16 protein-coding genes are annotated in these 13315 nt (G+C 65.2%); 8 read left to right on the forward strand and 8 right to left on the reverse strand.

Going from position 1 to position 13315, the window contains the following annotated elements; translation table 11 throughout:
* Positions 1-59 precede the first annotated feature (59 nt).
* The gene (locus tag ACFFWD_RS34680) at positions 60-281 is read right to left on the reverse strand and encodes a hypothetical protein (RefSeq protein ID WP_376973222.1); all 222 of its coding nucleotides are present in this window, start codon (positions 279-281) and stop codon (positions 60-62) included.
* Between the two features lie 223 nt (positions 282-504).
* On the opposite strand from ACFFWD_RS34680, the gene ACFFWD_RS34685 reads away from it, so the two are divergent.
* Positions 505-732 (forward strand): cysteine rich repeat-containing protein, encoded by a 228-nt coding sequence (locus ACFFWD_RS34685; RefSeq protein ID WP_376973224.1) that lies wholly within the window; start codon positions 505-507, stop codon positions 730-732.
* A gap of 43 nt (positions 733-775) precedes the next feature.
* Here the strand turns inward: ACFFWD_RS34685 and murI are convergent, their stop codons facing one another.
* Positions 776-1573, reverse strand: coding sequence for a glutamate racemase (gene murI, locus ACFFWD_RS34690; RefSeq protein ID WP_376973226.1), 798 nt, complete (start codon positions 1571-1573; stop codon positions 776-778).
* Positions 1574-1743: 170 nt separating this feature from the next.
* On the opposite strand from murI, the gene ACFFWD_RS34695 reads away from it, so the two are divergent.
* Entirely contained in the window at positions 1744-2307 is a 564-nt protein-coding gene (locus ACFFWD_RS34695; protein WP_376973228.1) for a cytochrome b, read from the forward strand.
* Positions 2308-2422: 115 nt separating this feature from the next.
* A complete protein-coding gene (locus tag ACFFWD_RS34700; RefSeq protein WP_376973230.1) occupies positions 2423-3454 on the forward strand; it encodes an agmatine deiminase family protein in 1032 nt (343 codons plus the stop codon).
* A 61-nt stretch (positions 3455-3515) separates the two neighbouring features.
* Here the strand turns inward: ACFFWD_RS34700 and ACFFWD_RS34705 are convergent, their stop codons facing one another.
* Entirely contained in the window at positions 3516-4688 is a 1173-nt protein-coding gene (locus ACFFWD_RS34705) for a M20 aminoacylase family protein (protein WP_376973232.1), read from the reverse strand.
* Positions 4689-4799: 111 nt separating this feature from the next.
* Positions 4800-6107 carry an adenylosuccinate lyase gene (gene purB / locus ACFFWD_RS34710; RefSeq protein ID WP_376973234.1) on the reverse strand — a complete coding sequence of 436 codons (1308 nt, stop codon included), beginning with the start codon at positions 6105-6107 and terminating at the stop codon, positions 4800-4802.
* Positions 6108-6394: 287 nt separating this feature from the next.
* Between purB and ACFFWD_RS34715 the strand changes: the two genes are divergently transcribed.
* Both ACFFWD_RS34715 and ACFFWD_RS34720 read left to right on the forward strand, forming a co-directional pair.
* Complete coding sequence (locus tag ACFFWD_RS34715) at positions 6395-6529, forward strand: hypothetical protein (protein WP_376973236.1); 135 nt, start codon at positions 6395-6397, stop codon at positions 6527-6529.
* Positions 6526-7122 (forward strand): TetR/AcrR family transcriptional regulator, encoded by a 597-nt coding sequence (locus ACFFWD_RS34720; RefSeq protein ID WP_376973238.1) that lies wholly within the window; start codon positions 6526-6528, stop codon positions 7120-7122. The genes ACFFWD_RS34715 and ACFFWD_RS34720 overlap by 4 nt, the downstream gene beginning before the upstream one ends.
* Before the next feature lie 127 nt (positions 7123-7249).
* On the opposite strand, the gene ACFFWD_RS34725 is transcribed toward ACFFWD_RS34720, so the two are convergent.
* Positions 7250-7831, reverse strand: a complete 582-nt coding sequence (locus ACFFWD_RS34725) for a hypothetical protein (RefSeq protein WP_376973240.1) — start codon at positions 7829-7831, stop codon at positions 7250-7252.
* Between ACFFWD_RS34725 and ACFFWD_RS34730 the strand changes: the two genes are divergently transcribed.
* The gene (locus ACFFWD_RS34730; protein WP_376973242.1) at positions 7806-8546 is read left to right on the forward strand and encodes a metallophosphoesterase family protein; all 741 of its coding nucleotides are present in this window, start codon (positions 7806-7808) and stop codon (positions 8544-8546) included. The two genes, ACFFWD_RS34725 and ACFFWD_RS34730, sit on opposite strands and share 26 nt — an antisense overlap.
* 18 nt (positions 8547-8564) lie before the next feature.
* Positions 8565-10022, forward strand: a complete 1458-nt coding sequence (locus tag ACFFWD_RS34735) for a serine/threonine protein kinase (protein WP_376973293.1) — start codon at positions 8565-8567, stop codon at positions 10020-10022.
* A gap of 33 nt (positions 10023-10055) precedes the next feature.
* Here the strand turns inward: ACFFWD_RS34735 and ACFFWD_RS34740 are convergent, their stop codons facing one another.
* On the reverse strand, positions 10056-10196 hold the full coding sequence (locus tag ACFFWD_RS34740; RefSeq protein WP_376973244.1) for a hypothetical protein: 141 nt from the start codon (positions 10194-10196) through the stop codon (positions 10056-10058).
* A gap of 170 nt (positions 10197-10366) precedes the next feature.
* Positions 10367-11068: a ribulose-phosphate 3-epimerase gene (gene rpe / locus ACFFWD_RS34745; protein WP_376973246.1), complete on the reverse strand. Its 702-nt coding sequence runs from the start codon at positions 11066-11068 to the stop codon at positions 10367-10369.
* Positions 11069-11312: 244 nt separating this feature from the next.
* Between rpe and ACFFWD_RS34750 the strand changes: the two genes are divergently transcribed.
* Entirely contained in the window at positions 11313-12089 is a 777-nt protein-coding gene (locus ACFFWD_RS34750; protein ID WP_376973248.1) for an EF-hand domain-containing protein, read from the forward strand.
* A 201-nt stretch (positions 12090-12290) separates the two neighbouring features.
* On the opposite strand, the gene ACFFWD_RS34755 is transcribed toward ACFFWD_RS34750, so the two are convergent.
* Complete coding sequence (locus tag ACFFWD_RS34755; protein WP_376973250.1) at positions 12291-13286, reverse strand: P1 family peptidase; 996 nt, start codon at positions 13284-13286, stop codon at positions 12291-12293.
* Between the last annotated feature and the right edge of the window lie 29 nt (positions 13287-13315).

Below are 13315 nucleotides of genomic sequence, written 5' to 3' on the forward strand. Positions count from 1 at the left end.
TCACCATGGCGACAGTACGTTCGCACTGCCGCCGTCGCGTTCAACGCTTGATCTCGACCTCACCGCAGGCCGATCCGCATCACGGCCTTCTCCGCAATGTCCCGCGGCTCGCTCACGCCGGTCGCGCAGACCTCGATCACCTTGCGAGCCACCATCTCGCAAAGCGGGTCGTTACGATCAACGACGCCCATCGAGCTCAGGGCGAGCTTAAACGCGTTGTTCAAAAGCTCGACCTGTTCCGGCGTGTGTTGGCCGTCTTTCAGCAGCCGATTGATTGGCATTGTCCCGCCCTCAGCCGACGCAACAAAACCTGGTACCGTCCGAGCATTATACCACTGGAACTTCCGCGCATTGGAACTTTGTTCACGGCCGGAGAACTACGTAAGTAATCCTGTCCTATCCCTCGGGCGCGTACGCCTTGCATTGGAACCGAAGGAACCGCGCGACAGCCTGTGGCTTGTCCCCGGCGCTCGGGGACCGGACACACACTCATGGAGATGATCGATGCGCCAACTCATGCTCGCCGCTGTCGTGTTCCTGATCGGAGCGTCATCGTCACTCGCGCAGGGCCATATGGGCAGCCCACAGGAACAGCAGGCGTGCAGGCGCGACGCGCAGCGATTTTGCCGGCAGCAATTGGCTGACGACAACGCGGTTCAGCAATGTTTGCAGCAGAACCGCGCCAAGCTGAGCAAGGCTTGCGCGAAGGTGTTCCAGAGCCACGGAATGTAGTTGGCGGGTGCCAGCTCAGCGTAACGGCAAAGAGCCGTGAGGCTCAGGCCGGGACGCGGCCGCCGAAGAACGGCGTCAGGGCTTGCGTCAGCGTGTGCGGGCGCTTCGAGGTGAAGATCATCTCGCCGCCGGCCGTGTCGCTCTCGGAGCCGGGAGGGCCGAGCAGGTCGGAGACGCGGCGGGCAATCGCAGGCGCCGGGTCGATCCAGTCGACCGGCCACGGCGCAAGCCTGGTCAACCGATCGAGCAGCAGCGGATAATGCGTGCAGGCGAGCACGACGGTGTCGGTGCGGGCAAGGTCGTCGGCGCCATCGCCGACAAAGCAGGGCTTAAGCTCGGCGGCGATGTCCTCGTCGCGCACCGGATGGCCGCTCAGCGCCTGTTCCGCGAGCGAGGCGAGCTCGCCCGAGCCGACGAGGGTGACCTCGCAGCCCTGCGCGAAATCGTGGATCAGCTTGCGGGTGTATTCCCGCTTCACGGTGCCGCGGGTGCCGAGCACCGAGACGCGCTTGGTCCTCGACGATGCACAGGCCGGCTTGATCGCCGGGACCGTGCCGACGAACGGCAGCGTGTAGGCGTCGCGCAGATGCGACATCACAAGCGTCGAGGCGGTGTTGCAGGCGATCACGACGAGGTCGGGCGCGTGGCGCGCGATCAGCTCGCCGACCAGCGGCACCACACGGGCGATGATCTCGTCTTCGCCATGGTGGCCGTAGGGAAAGAAGGCGTCGTCGGCGACATAGACGTAATGCGCGTCGGGCCGGGCCTGGACGACCTCGCGCAACACCGTGAGGCCACCGAGGCCGGAATCGAACATGAGGATCGTCGGGGGAGCTACCACGCGGGCGAGTCTAGCCGATCCATGGTTACGATTCAGTTGTTTTTGGCCATCCGGGCCCCGAACCGGGAAATTTCGCATGGCCTTGGCCGATACCTGCCGGTATCACAGCAAGCTATTGCTGTGACGTGCGAAATCCAAACCGGGCGGCGGCCGCAGGGGGCCTATCGACCATGATCCGCAATACCACCTCGAACTGGGGCTCGATCGCCCGCGCATTCCACTGGGTGCTGGGCGCAGCGATCATCGGCATGCTGGCCTATGGCTGGTGGATGAACCACGTCCCGGCGCGGCCGGATCGTTTCTTCTACCGCTCGATCCACGCCGATATCGGCTATCTGGTGCTGCTCTTCACCGTGCTCCGGCTCTTCTGGCGCGGCGTCAATCCGACGCCGGAGCTGCCGGCCGTTATGCCCGGCTGGCAGCGGATCGCCGCCCGCGTCAGCCACGGCGCGCTCTATGCCGTCACCATCCTGGTGGCGCTATTGGGCTGGGCGCATTCCGGCGCCCGCACGCCTGACTATTCTGATTTCTTCGGCCTGTTTCACGTTCCCCAGATCACCTCGCCCGACAAGGCTGCGGCGGATGCCTATGAGGATCGCCATATCTTCTTCGCCTACGTGCTGCTCGCGCTGATCGTGCTGCACCTCGCCGCGGTGGCCTTCCATCATTTCGTCAAGCGCGACCGCATCGCCGCGCGGATGATCGGGACGGGCGAGGCTGACCGCGCCGGTTAGGCCTGCGAGGGCGGGCTCGCTCCGGGCAGGCGGATGGTCTCGAAATGGCCTTGTGGGCAGGATAACTGCGCTACCCTGTTGGTGAATAGGGGCGGCCATCGCGGCCAGAATACTCGTGAATGATCTTGCGCGGGATAACGCGAACTGGCGCATGCCGGACGAGGGCGCTCCACACGCCGCGACCTGGATGGCCTTTGGCGCCAGCGCAAGGATCTGGGGCAACAAGCTGCTTCCCGTGGCAAGGGAAAATCTCGCCAATATTGCCAAGGCCATCGCTGCCCATGAACCCGTGAACATGCTGGTGCGCGAGGAGGACTACGAGATTGCCTCGCGGCTTTGCGGCCCCTCGGTCAGCCTTGTCGTTCAACCGATCGATGATGTGTGGATACGCGACACGGGCCCGGTTTTTGTGCTGGGCGCTTCGGAGCAACTCGGAGCCGTCGGTTTCAATTTCAACGCCTGGGGTAACAAGCCGCAACCATACGCACGCGATGCCAAGGTTGCGGAGAAAGTGGCCCAGAGCGCGAAGGCGACGTTCGTCAAGACGGGCCTGGTGCTGGAAGGCGGCGGTATCGAAGTCGACGGTGAGGGGACTGCAATCATCACCGAGAGCTGTGTCCTCAACCCAAATCGCAACCCCAGTGTGTCCAGGGACGAATGCGAGGCCGAGTTGGCTCGTGTCCTCGGGCTGGACAAGATCATCTGGTTGCCCGGCATTGCCGGCAAGGACGTCACCGACGCGCATACCGATTTCTACGCACGTTTCGCCAGTCCCGGGGTTGTCGTGGCCGGTCTGGAATTGGACCCGTCGTCGTTTGACCACGCGGTCACGAAACGACACCTTGACATTCTGCGCCAGTCGACGGACGCGAAAGGCCGGCGCTTGAACGTCGTGGTGCTGCAGGGACCGTCAACCTGGCGTCCGAAGTACAGCAACGCGGACTTCGCCGCCGGATACATCAATTTCTACGTTTGCAACGGTGCCGTCATCGCTCCCGAATTCGGCGATGCGACGGCAGACCGCAATGCGCGCGATACCTTGCGAGAGCTGTTCCCGGATCGGGAGATCATCCAGCTCAACATCGATGCGATCGCCGCCGGCGGCGGCGGCATTCACTGCACGACACAACAGCAGCCGCGTTCATGACATCAGCGGTGCCGGCCGCAAACCGCGGCCGTGCGTGATGTCACGAGCTGCGCGGCCGGCGTTAGCCCGCCGGCATCGTCTTCTCGACCAGCCGCACCCAATAGGATGCGCCGTGGCCGAGGATGTTGTCGTTGAACGTGTAGGCGGGGTGGTGGCACATCGGGCCGTCGCCCATGCCGAGGAAGACGAACGCGCCGGGGCGCGCTTCCAGCATGAAGGAAAAGTCCTCGGCGCCCATCACCGGCACGAGGCGCTCGTTGACGCGGTCGGCGCCGACGACGTCGCGGGCGACCTCGGCGGCGACGCCGGCCTCGCGGGCGTGGTTCATCGTGACCGGATACATCCGCGTGTACTTCGTCTCGGCCGATCCGCCAAAGGCGCGGGCGACGTTCGCGGCGACCTCACCGATCCGGCGCTCGACCAGATCGCGCACCTCGGGATCGAGCGTGCGCACGGTACCACCCAGCTTGACGGTCTCCGGGATCACGTTGAACGCGGTGCCGGCTTCGAACATGGTGATCGAGATGACGGCCGATTTGAGCGGATCGACGTTGCGCGCAACGATCGACTGCAGCGCATTGATGATCTGGGCGCCGATCAGGACGCTGTCGATCGCCTCGTGCGGAGCGGCGCCCGCGTGGCCGCCCTTGCCGTGGACCGTGATCTCCAGCGAGTCCGACGAGGCCAGCATCGCGCCCGGCGTGGTGGCGAAATGGCCCTCGGGGAGGCCCGGCATGTTGTGCAGGCCGTAGACCTCCTGGATGCCCCAGCGCGTCATCAGCCCGTCTTCGACCATCGCCTTGCCGCCGCCGCCGCCTTCCTCGGCCGGCTGGAAGATCACGATCGCGGTGCCGTCGAAATTGCGGGTCTCGGCGAGGTACTTCGCGGCGCCCATCAGCATCGCGGTGTGGCCGTCATGGCCGCAGGCGTGCATCTTGCCGGGAATCTTCGAGGCGTAGGTCACGCCCGAGGCCTCCTCGATCGGCAGCGCATCCATGTCGGCGCGCAGCCCGATGGTCTTGCCCGAGCCGTTCTTGCGGCCGCGGATCACGCCGACCACGCCGGTGCGCCCGATGCCGGTCACCACCTCGTCGCAGCCGAACTCGCGCAGTCTGTCGGCGACGATGCCGGCGGTGCGGTGAACTTCGTAGAGCAATTCGGGGTTCTCGTGGAAGTCATGGCGCCAGGCGGCCATTTCATCCGAGAGGGCGGCAATGCGGTTGACGATGGGCATGGGGAGTTTCCGTTTCTTGTGAGTTTCGTAGGGCGGGTTAGCGTAGCGTAACCCGCCGCGTCGTCACTGGGAATGGCGGATTACGCTGACTCTAACCCGCCCTGCGATTCCTTACGATTCCCCGAACACCCGCTGGAAGATCGTGTCGACGTGCTTGAAGTGATAGCCGAGGTCGAACTGCTCTGCGATCTCGGCGTCGGTCAGGTACTTCTTTACGTCGGCATCCTTCTTCAACAGCGTCTGGAAGTCGCCTTCGCCGCGCCAGACTGGCATCGCGTTGCGCTGCACGAATTTGTAGGCGTCCTCGCGGCTGGCGCCCTTCTGCGTCAGCGCGATCAGGACGCGCTGCGAATGCACGAGGCCGCCGAGGCGGTCGAGGTTCTTCTGCATGTTCGCAGGATACACCAGGAGCTTCTCGATCAGCCCGGCGAGCCGGACCAGCGCGAAGTCGAGCGTCACGGTGGCGTCGGGGCCGATCATACGCTCGGCGGAAGAGTGCGAAATATCGCGCTCATGCCAGAGCGCGACGTTCTCCATCGCCGGCAGTGCGTAGGCGCGCACCATGCGCGACAGGCCGGAGAGGTTCTCCGACAGCACCGGGTTGCGTTTGTGCGGCATTGCCGAGGAGCCCTTCTGGCCCTCCGAGAAGAACTCTTCGGCTTCCAGCACCTCGGTGCGCTGCAGATGGCGGATCTCCACCGCGAGCCGTTCGACCGAGGAGGCGATCACGCCGAGGGTGGCAAAATACATCGCGTGGCGGTCGCGCGGGATGACTTGCGTCGAGATCGGCTCCGGCTTCAGGCCCATCGCCCTGGCGACGTGCGCTTCGATGCGCGGATCGATCTGGGCAAAGGTACCGACCGCACCCGAGATCGCGCAGGTCGAGATTTCGTCACGCGCGGCGGCCAGGCGCGCGCGGGCGCGCGAGAACTCGGCATAGGCATAGGCGAGCTTGAGGCCGAACGTCACCGGTTCGGCGTGGATGCCGTGCGAGCGGCCGATCGTTGGCGTCATCTTGTGCTCGAAGGCGCGCACCTTCAGCGCCGCCAGCACGCGGTCAAGGTCGGCGAGCAGCAAATCGGCGGCGCGCTTGAGCTGCACGTTGAGGCAGGTGTCGAGCACGTCGGAGGAGGTCATGCCCTGGTGCACGAAGCGCGCCTCGGGGCCGACGATTTCGGCGAGATGGGTCAGGAAGGCGATGACGTCGTGTTTGGTCTCGCGCTCGATCTCGTCGATCCGCTCGACATTGAAGGTCGCATCCTTTGCCTTCGCCCAGATCGTCTTCGCCGCTTCCTTGGGGATCACGCCAAGCTCGGCCTGCGCGTCGGCGGCATGGGCCTCGATCTCGAACCAGATCTTGAAACGCGTCTGCGGCTCCCAGATCGAAGCCATTTCCGGGCGGGTGTAGCGGGGGATCATCGAAAACTCCGGACGAGCGGGGGCGGGGCGCACGCGCAACTCCCGGCCAATTTGTTTTTACGCAGCGATTTAGCAGAGCGTCCGAGGGACCACAAACAAGCTGCGAAACGTCTTTGGAGGTAATTAAACACCTCTTCATATCAGAAATATTCGATGACAGATATTGAAATCTGTCAGCGAGATGGTCTATATTCACCTTGGCGCCTGGGCTGGGCGTCACGTGGCTTTACCGGCGTTTGGCCGGGGAGTCGGCCGAACCAAGAAGACGACCTCTAAGGACTACCTCCATGACTACAGAAATCATTCATTTGACCGCCCAGATTCAACAGTGGCTCAATCTTCGTGTCGCCCGCCATTTGGCCGCGCAGGCCGCCAAATTCACCCGCGGGCAGGACAGCGATAACCAGACGGTGAACGCATGAACGAGGCGGTGGTTTTGACACCCGAGCGGATCCTCGAAGCAACCGAGGATGTTTTGCGGCGCTTCGGGCTCGCCAAGGCCACCGTCGTCGACGTTGCCCGTGCGCTGGATGTCAGCCACGGCAGCGTCTACCGCCACTTTCCGAGCAAGGCGTCGCTGCGCGACGCGGTCGCCAAGCGCTGGCTCGACCGCGCCAATGAGCCGCTCTGCAAGATCGCGGCCGACTCCGGCCCCGCGCCGGAGCGGCTGCGGAACTGGCTGCGCACGATGTTTGCGATCAAGCAGAAGAAGGTCTGCGACGATCCCGAGATGTTCGCGACCTATCTGGCACTGGCGCAGGAAGCGCGTGAGGTGGTGGAAGCCTACAAGGACAAGCAGGTCGACCTGATCGGGAGGATCCTGACCGACGGTGTCACCCAGGGCGTGTTCGAGATCGACGACGTCAAGGCGACCGCCCGCGCCGTGTTCGACGCGACCGCCCGCTACCACCACCCGGCGCATGCCGAGGAATGGGCCAAGCCCGAGTGCCCGTCGCGGATCGAAGCGCTGATCGCGCTGCTGCTGAAGGGCCTGGAAGCCCCGCGCAAGCATTAGTCTGCTCCGGCGACCCTTCAGGCAGTAAGCGGTACCCGCTCTTCCTAGCCTCCAGAGCGAGCTTCGCTCGCCTCGGACCCCCGCAAGGGGAATCATATATTTGAAAATTCCAGCAGGAGCGGCTCGTCTATCGACTGCCGGCTTTTTCGCAGGGGAAGGTATCCTGCAGGCCCCATAGGAGCAGGGAAGCGACCAACATATCACCCTTCGCTGCGCGTTTGTCGGCTGACTTGAGCATGATCTCTTCGGCTTGCTCAGTCGTCATTGCGAGGTTTTCGGGCATGCAGAACGACATTTGGCCGCCATGGTTTCTCAACCAGGCATTGGTAGCCATCAGGCCACCCTTTACGCCATCAAGGTACATCTGATTGAAGTAGCGAAACGTCTCATTCTTTGGATTGCGATACGAATCCAGGCGCACATCGGCGGCAGCAACAGGGGCTGCCGTAAGCGCCAAAAAGCACGCCGACAATATCCACTTGTTCATCGATACTGTTTCCCCTGCCTTTTTCGGTGGCGTCTTTGCCAGCCGCTCGATCAGTTTATCCGCAGCCGAATGCTCAAGTATATGATGGCGAAGGTCGCGGCGTCGCGCACCAATGGCTTTCGGACCTGCCTGGCCGGATTGCGAGCCAGGGGCCGCGTGTGCTTGATATCGGCTGGGACCAGGAACGCGGACGACGATGCGGCTTGCGCTCTTTTCGGACATTCACGCCAACCGGCAGGCCTTCGCCGCCTGCCTCGAGGCGGCGCGTGCGCGCGGCGCCGAGCGACTGATCTGCCTTGGCGACATCGTCGGCTATGGCGCCGATCCCGAATGGGCCGTCGACACCGTGATGGATCTCGTCGCCGGGGGCGCGATTGCGCTGCGCGGCAACCATGACAATGCGATCAATGCGCCGGATAGCGGCATGAACGACGATGCGCAGGCGGCGATCGACTGGACGCGCGACCGCCTCAGCGCGGCGCGGCGCCGCTTCCTCGCCGAACTGCCGATCAGCCATGAGGAGGACAATCGCCTCTATGTCCATGCGGAGGCGTCGGACCCTTCGAAGTGGCACTATGTCCGCGACACCTCCGGCGCTGCGCGCAGCATGATGGCGACAGAACTGCAGATCACGTTCTGCGGCCATGTCCACCGTCCCGGGCTCTATTCGATGTCGTCGGCTGCCAAGATGACGAGCTTCGTTCCGACGACGGGCATGCCAGTGCAACTGCTGACCGGGCGGCGCTGGCTTGCGGTGCTGGGCTCGGTCGGGCAACCGCGCGACGGCGATCCGGCCGCGTCGTTTGCGATCTTCGACACGAAAAGCCGCGAGATCACCTATTTGCGCGTGCCCTACGATGTCGCGAGCGCGGCGGCGAAAATCAAGGCGAACGGTCTGCCGCACTGGCTCGCCGATCGCCTCTTCCTCGGCAGGTAATCCGTGGCGCCGCTTGCAATGCAGCCGGGCGCTGACATCGATGGCTTCACCATCGGCGAACGCGTCCACCGCGGCGGCATGGCGACGCTGTGGACCGTCACCCATCCCGGCATCAACGTGCCGCTCCTGATGAAGGTGCCGCTGGTCTCCGAAGGCGAGGATCCGGCCGCGATCGTCAGCTTCGAGATGGAGCAGATGATCCTGCCGCGGCTGTCGGGGCCGCATGTGCCGGCCTGTTTCGGCACCGGCGATTTCGAGCGGCAGGCCTATGTCGTGATGGAGCGCATCCCCGGGCAAACGCTCTACAAGCGGCTCGGCGATCTGCCGCTGCCGTATGAGGAGGCGAGGGGCATCGCCGGCCGGATCGCGTCCGCGCTCGCGAGCCTGCACCGGCAGCACGTCATCCATCACGACATCAAGCCGAGCAGCATCATGTTCCGCGAGCGCGGCGAGGCGGTGCTGATCGATTTCGGCCTGTCGCACCACAACCATCTGCCCGACCTGCTGCAGGAAGAGTTCCGCCTGCCTTACGGCACCGCGCCCTACATGGCGCCGGAACGCCTGAACGGCGTGCGCGACGATCCGCGCAGCGACCTGTTTTCGCTCGGTGTGCTGCTCTACTTCTTCACCACCGGCGTCCGCCCGTTCGGCGAAACCGAGAGCCTGCGCGGCATGCGCCGCCGGCTGTGGCGCGATCCCTATCCGCCGCGCAAGCTAAGGGCCGACTATCCGCCCTGGCTGCAGGAGATCGTGCTGCGGTGCCTTGAGATCGATCCCGCCGCGCGCTACCCGACGGCGGCGCAACTTGCCTTTGATCTCGCCCATCCCGAACGGGTGAAGCTCTCCGCGCGATCGCAGCGCCTCAACCGCGATGCGCTCGGCACCGTTTGGCGCCGGCGGTTCAATCGCGGGGCGATCCAGCCGCAACCAAAGTCCAACGTCGCGGCTCAGCTTGCATCGAGCCCAATCGTCCTAGTCGCGCTTGATACCGTTGACGGCTCCGAGGCCCTGAACGAGGCCATTCGCGTCACCGCCGAGCAGGTGCTGTCGACGTCGCCGTCGGCGCGACTGGCCTGCGTGAACGTGCTGAAGCTGAACCGGGTCGCGATCGACCGCACGCTCGATGAGCAGGGGCAGAACAGGCATGTCGACCGGCTGGTGAGGCTGCAGCATTGGGCGCGGCCGTTCGGGCTCGACGAGAGCAGGCTGACCGTGCACGTGCTGGAGGCGTTCGATCCCGCCGCCGCCATCCTGGAATTCGCAGCCGTCAATCTGGTCGATCACATCATCGTCGGCGCGCGGCAGAACTCGATGATGCGGTCGCTGCTCGGCAGCGTCTCGGCCAAGGTCGCATCCGAAGCGCCGTGCTCCGTGACGGTGGTGCGGCCGTCGCGGCTGGCGGCGCAAGGCGAGGACGGATCGACGCCGGACCTGGCGACCGGTGAGGCCGAGATCACGCCGCCTGGATTGTTTTGATCAAGCGCCCGTGGGGAACCGGAGGATTTGCCGTCAGGCCCGGCGCAGATGCACGTAGAGGATGCGAGTCGCGGCGGTCCGACGAGGCATCGTCACATAGGCGCGCCGCGCAACAAAAGCTGCGTTCAAGCCGAGCCAAAATGCCACTCCGGTCCACACAAGGGTCATCGTCATGATGCGCGCCTCCCTTATTTTATTGGAGTGGAGTGTGCATCAATTTGGATGAGTCTGTGAAGACCGGATGACCACGGGGCCCCGCACGAATATTGTGCAGGCGGGAATGCGGCATGTTGGTGTGTGCCGCGCGCGCGGGCATGGCGCGCGACACAATCCTCGCGTGAAGACTAGATCGCCTCTCCGCGCGCCTGCGCGGCGGCATTGCGGATCGCGGAGATGTTGGTCCGGTAGGCGTCCACGGTGCCGCCCTTGAATACCGCAGAGCCCGCCACCAGTGCGTTGGCGCCGGCGGCGGCGAGCTGGCCGGCAACGTCGGGGGCGACCCCGCCATCGACCTCGATGTCGATCGGGCGGCCCGCGGTCATCGCCTTGATGTCGCTGACCTTGCCGAGCGCGGAGCGGATGAAGGCCTGGCCGCCGAAGCCCGGATTGACCGACATCACGAGCACGAGGTCGATCAGGTCGAGCACATACTCGATTGCGCTGGCCGGCGTTGCCGGATTGAGCGAGACGCCGGCCTTCTTGCCAAGCGCGCGGATTGCTTGCAGCGAGCGATGCAGATGCGGGCCGGCCTCGGCATGAACCGTGATCTGGTCGCAGCCCGCCTTGGCGAAGGCCTCGAGATAGGGATCGCAGGGCGAGATCATCAGATGCGCGTCGAAGAGCTTCTTGGTGTGCGGGCGCATCGCCTTGATGACGTCGGGGCCATAGGAGATGTTGGGAACGAAATGCCCGTCCATCACGTCGAGATGGATCCAGTCGGCGCCGGCCTGGTCGACGGCACGGACTTCCTCGCCGAGCTTGGAAAAATCCGACGCCAGGATCGACGGAGCGATGACGAGGGGACGCGGGGTGAAGGCTTGAGTCATGAGCTCTTCCGAGACTTTCGAGGGCGCACGGGTGTCCCCGCCTAACATGCAGTGATGGGCAATGCGATAGGGATGACCAATGGCGGGCGGAAAAATCTGCCGTTGGCGGCAGTTCCTGCCCGGTGCCCGCAGCCCTGCGAATTGCAGAAAGACCCAATTTTGCTGGGTTTTCCCATGGCACGGCGCTTGCTGAGGAACTTACAGGCGTAGAGCCGCCACGCGCGGCGTTGTCGGAGTATTGCCAATGTTGTTTGCCCTTGGCGCCGCGTCGTCGGCCATCGACCTTCTGAAGTCGCTGACGTCGTCGAAGCCGTCGTCCGCGCAGTCGGTCGGCCTCACCCAGGGCGGTGGCGGCCTGTTCGATGGCTCGGCCTCCGTGTCGAGCCCGCCCGGCAGTGGCTCGCCCACCGGATCCGGCAGCGGCTTCGGACAGATCTCGCCGGAAACCATGAGCGCGCTGCTCGACGCGCAGGGGCAGTCGTCGCAGGGCGGATCGGCCGGCTTGGCCTCGAAGAGCCGATCCGACGCGCTGAAGGACCTGTTCTCGCAGATCGACGCCGACGGCGACGGCAAGATCACCAAGTCGGAATTCGAGAATGCGCTCGGCGCCGGCGGCGCCAACATCGCGCAGGCCGACGACGTGTTTTCGAAGCTCGACAAGGACGGCGACGGCTCGGTCAGCCTGGGCGAGATGGCGTCGGCGCTGAAGGGCAAGGGCCATCACGGCCACCATCACAAGATGGGCGGCTCGGGCGAGGGGACTGGTTCCGGCAATGGGACCTCCGATCCGCTGACGCAGGCGCTCGACGGCGCGACCAGCACGTCGGTGACTAACAGCGACGGCTCGACCACGACGACGATGACCTATGCCGATGGTTCGAAGGTGACCATGACGACGCCGGCTGCGTCGTCCGCCTCCGGTAACGCGACCTCGTCCTACAATTTCATCGAGCAATTGATCCAGCGCCAGGCCCAGGCGATCTCCGCGCAAGCCAAATCATCGGTTTCGGTCAGCGCCTGAGGCGCTGGGCATCGTGAGATGTGGTTGAACTCCCGCCGCGCAGGGATTGCACTCCCTCTCCCGCTTGCGGGGGAGGGCTGGGGTGGGGGTGCCGCCGCGAGTCATGTTGTGGAGAGAGCCCCCACCCGCATCGCATCTCTCGATGCGATGCGACCTCCCCCGCAAGCGGGAGAGGTGAATCGAGCCTGTGGCTTGATGGTTCTAACCGAACTTGTCCTTCCAGCTCGGCAGCGCGCCGGGGAAGGGGAGCGCGGTGGCTGAATAGACGCCGCGTGCGATCGCGCGCGCCACCACGTTGGCCGCGACCATGCCGAGACCGGTCAGCCCGAACAGCGGATCGATCGGCTTCACGCCGGTGGCGGCGGCAAACACCACATCGCCGTCGAGCGGCGCGTGCACCGGATAGATCGCGCGCGCCATGCCGGTCTGCGCGATCATCGCCAGCCGCTTGGCCTGCGGCTTTGTCAGCTCCGCATCGGTCACGACCACGACGAGCGTGGTGTTCTCGGCCGGCGTCGCATCCGATCCGCCCTTCAGCCGCAGCTTCAGCATCTCAGGGGTGAACGACGGCGGCAGGCCGCGTCCGCCGAATTCACCGTCAACCTCGAACGGTGCGGCCCAGAACCAGGGCCCGGTGCCGACCGTCACGCTGCCGACCGCGTTGACGACCGCGAGCGCCGCGACAATGACGCCGTCATCGGTCGTGGCCGACGCCGATCCGAGGCCGCCTTTCAGCGTGGCCGTGGTCGCGCCGATGCCGGCGCCGACGCTGCCGAGGTCGAACGCGCCGCCCGCCGCATTCGCCGCGGCGTAGCCGAGATCGCGATAGGGCGGGAAGCGGCCCCACGCCTTGTTGCCGCCGTTGAGCAGATCGAAGCAGATCGCGCCGGGCACGACCGGGATCACGGCGTCGCGAATCCGGAAGCCGCGGCCGCGCTCGGCGAGCCACGCCTGCACGCCGCCGGCGGCATCGAGCCCCAGCGCGGAACCGCCCGACAGCGCGATGGCGTCGATCGCCTCGACCACGTTCTCCAAGCCGAGCAGTGCTTCCTCGCGCGTCCCCGGACCGCCGCCGCGGACGTCGATCGAGGCCACCGCCGGTCTGTCGAAGATGATGGCGGTGACGCCCGAGGCGACCGCTCCGTCGTCGGCGTGGCCGACGCTGACGCCGGCAATATCGGTGAGAAGGTTTTTCACGATGCGTTCCCTCTGCGCCGGCGCTCCCG

The organism is Bradyrhizobium erythrophlei (genome assembly GCF_042430365.1).
Classification (GTDB): Bacteria; Pseudomonadota; Alphaproteobacteria; order Rhizobiales; family Xanthobacteraceae; genus Bradyrhizobium; species Bradyrhizobium erythrophlei.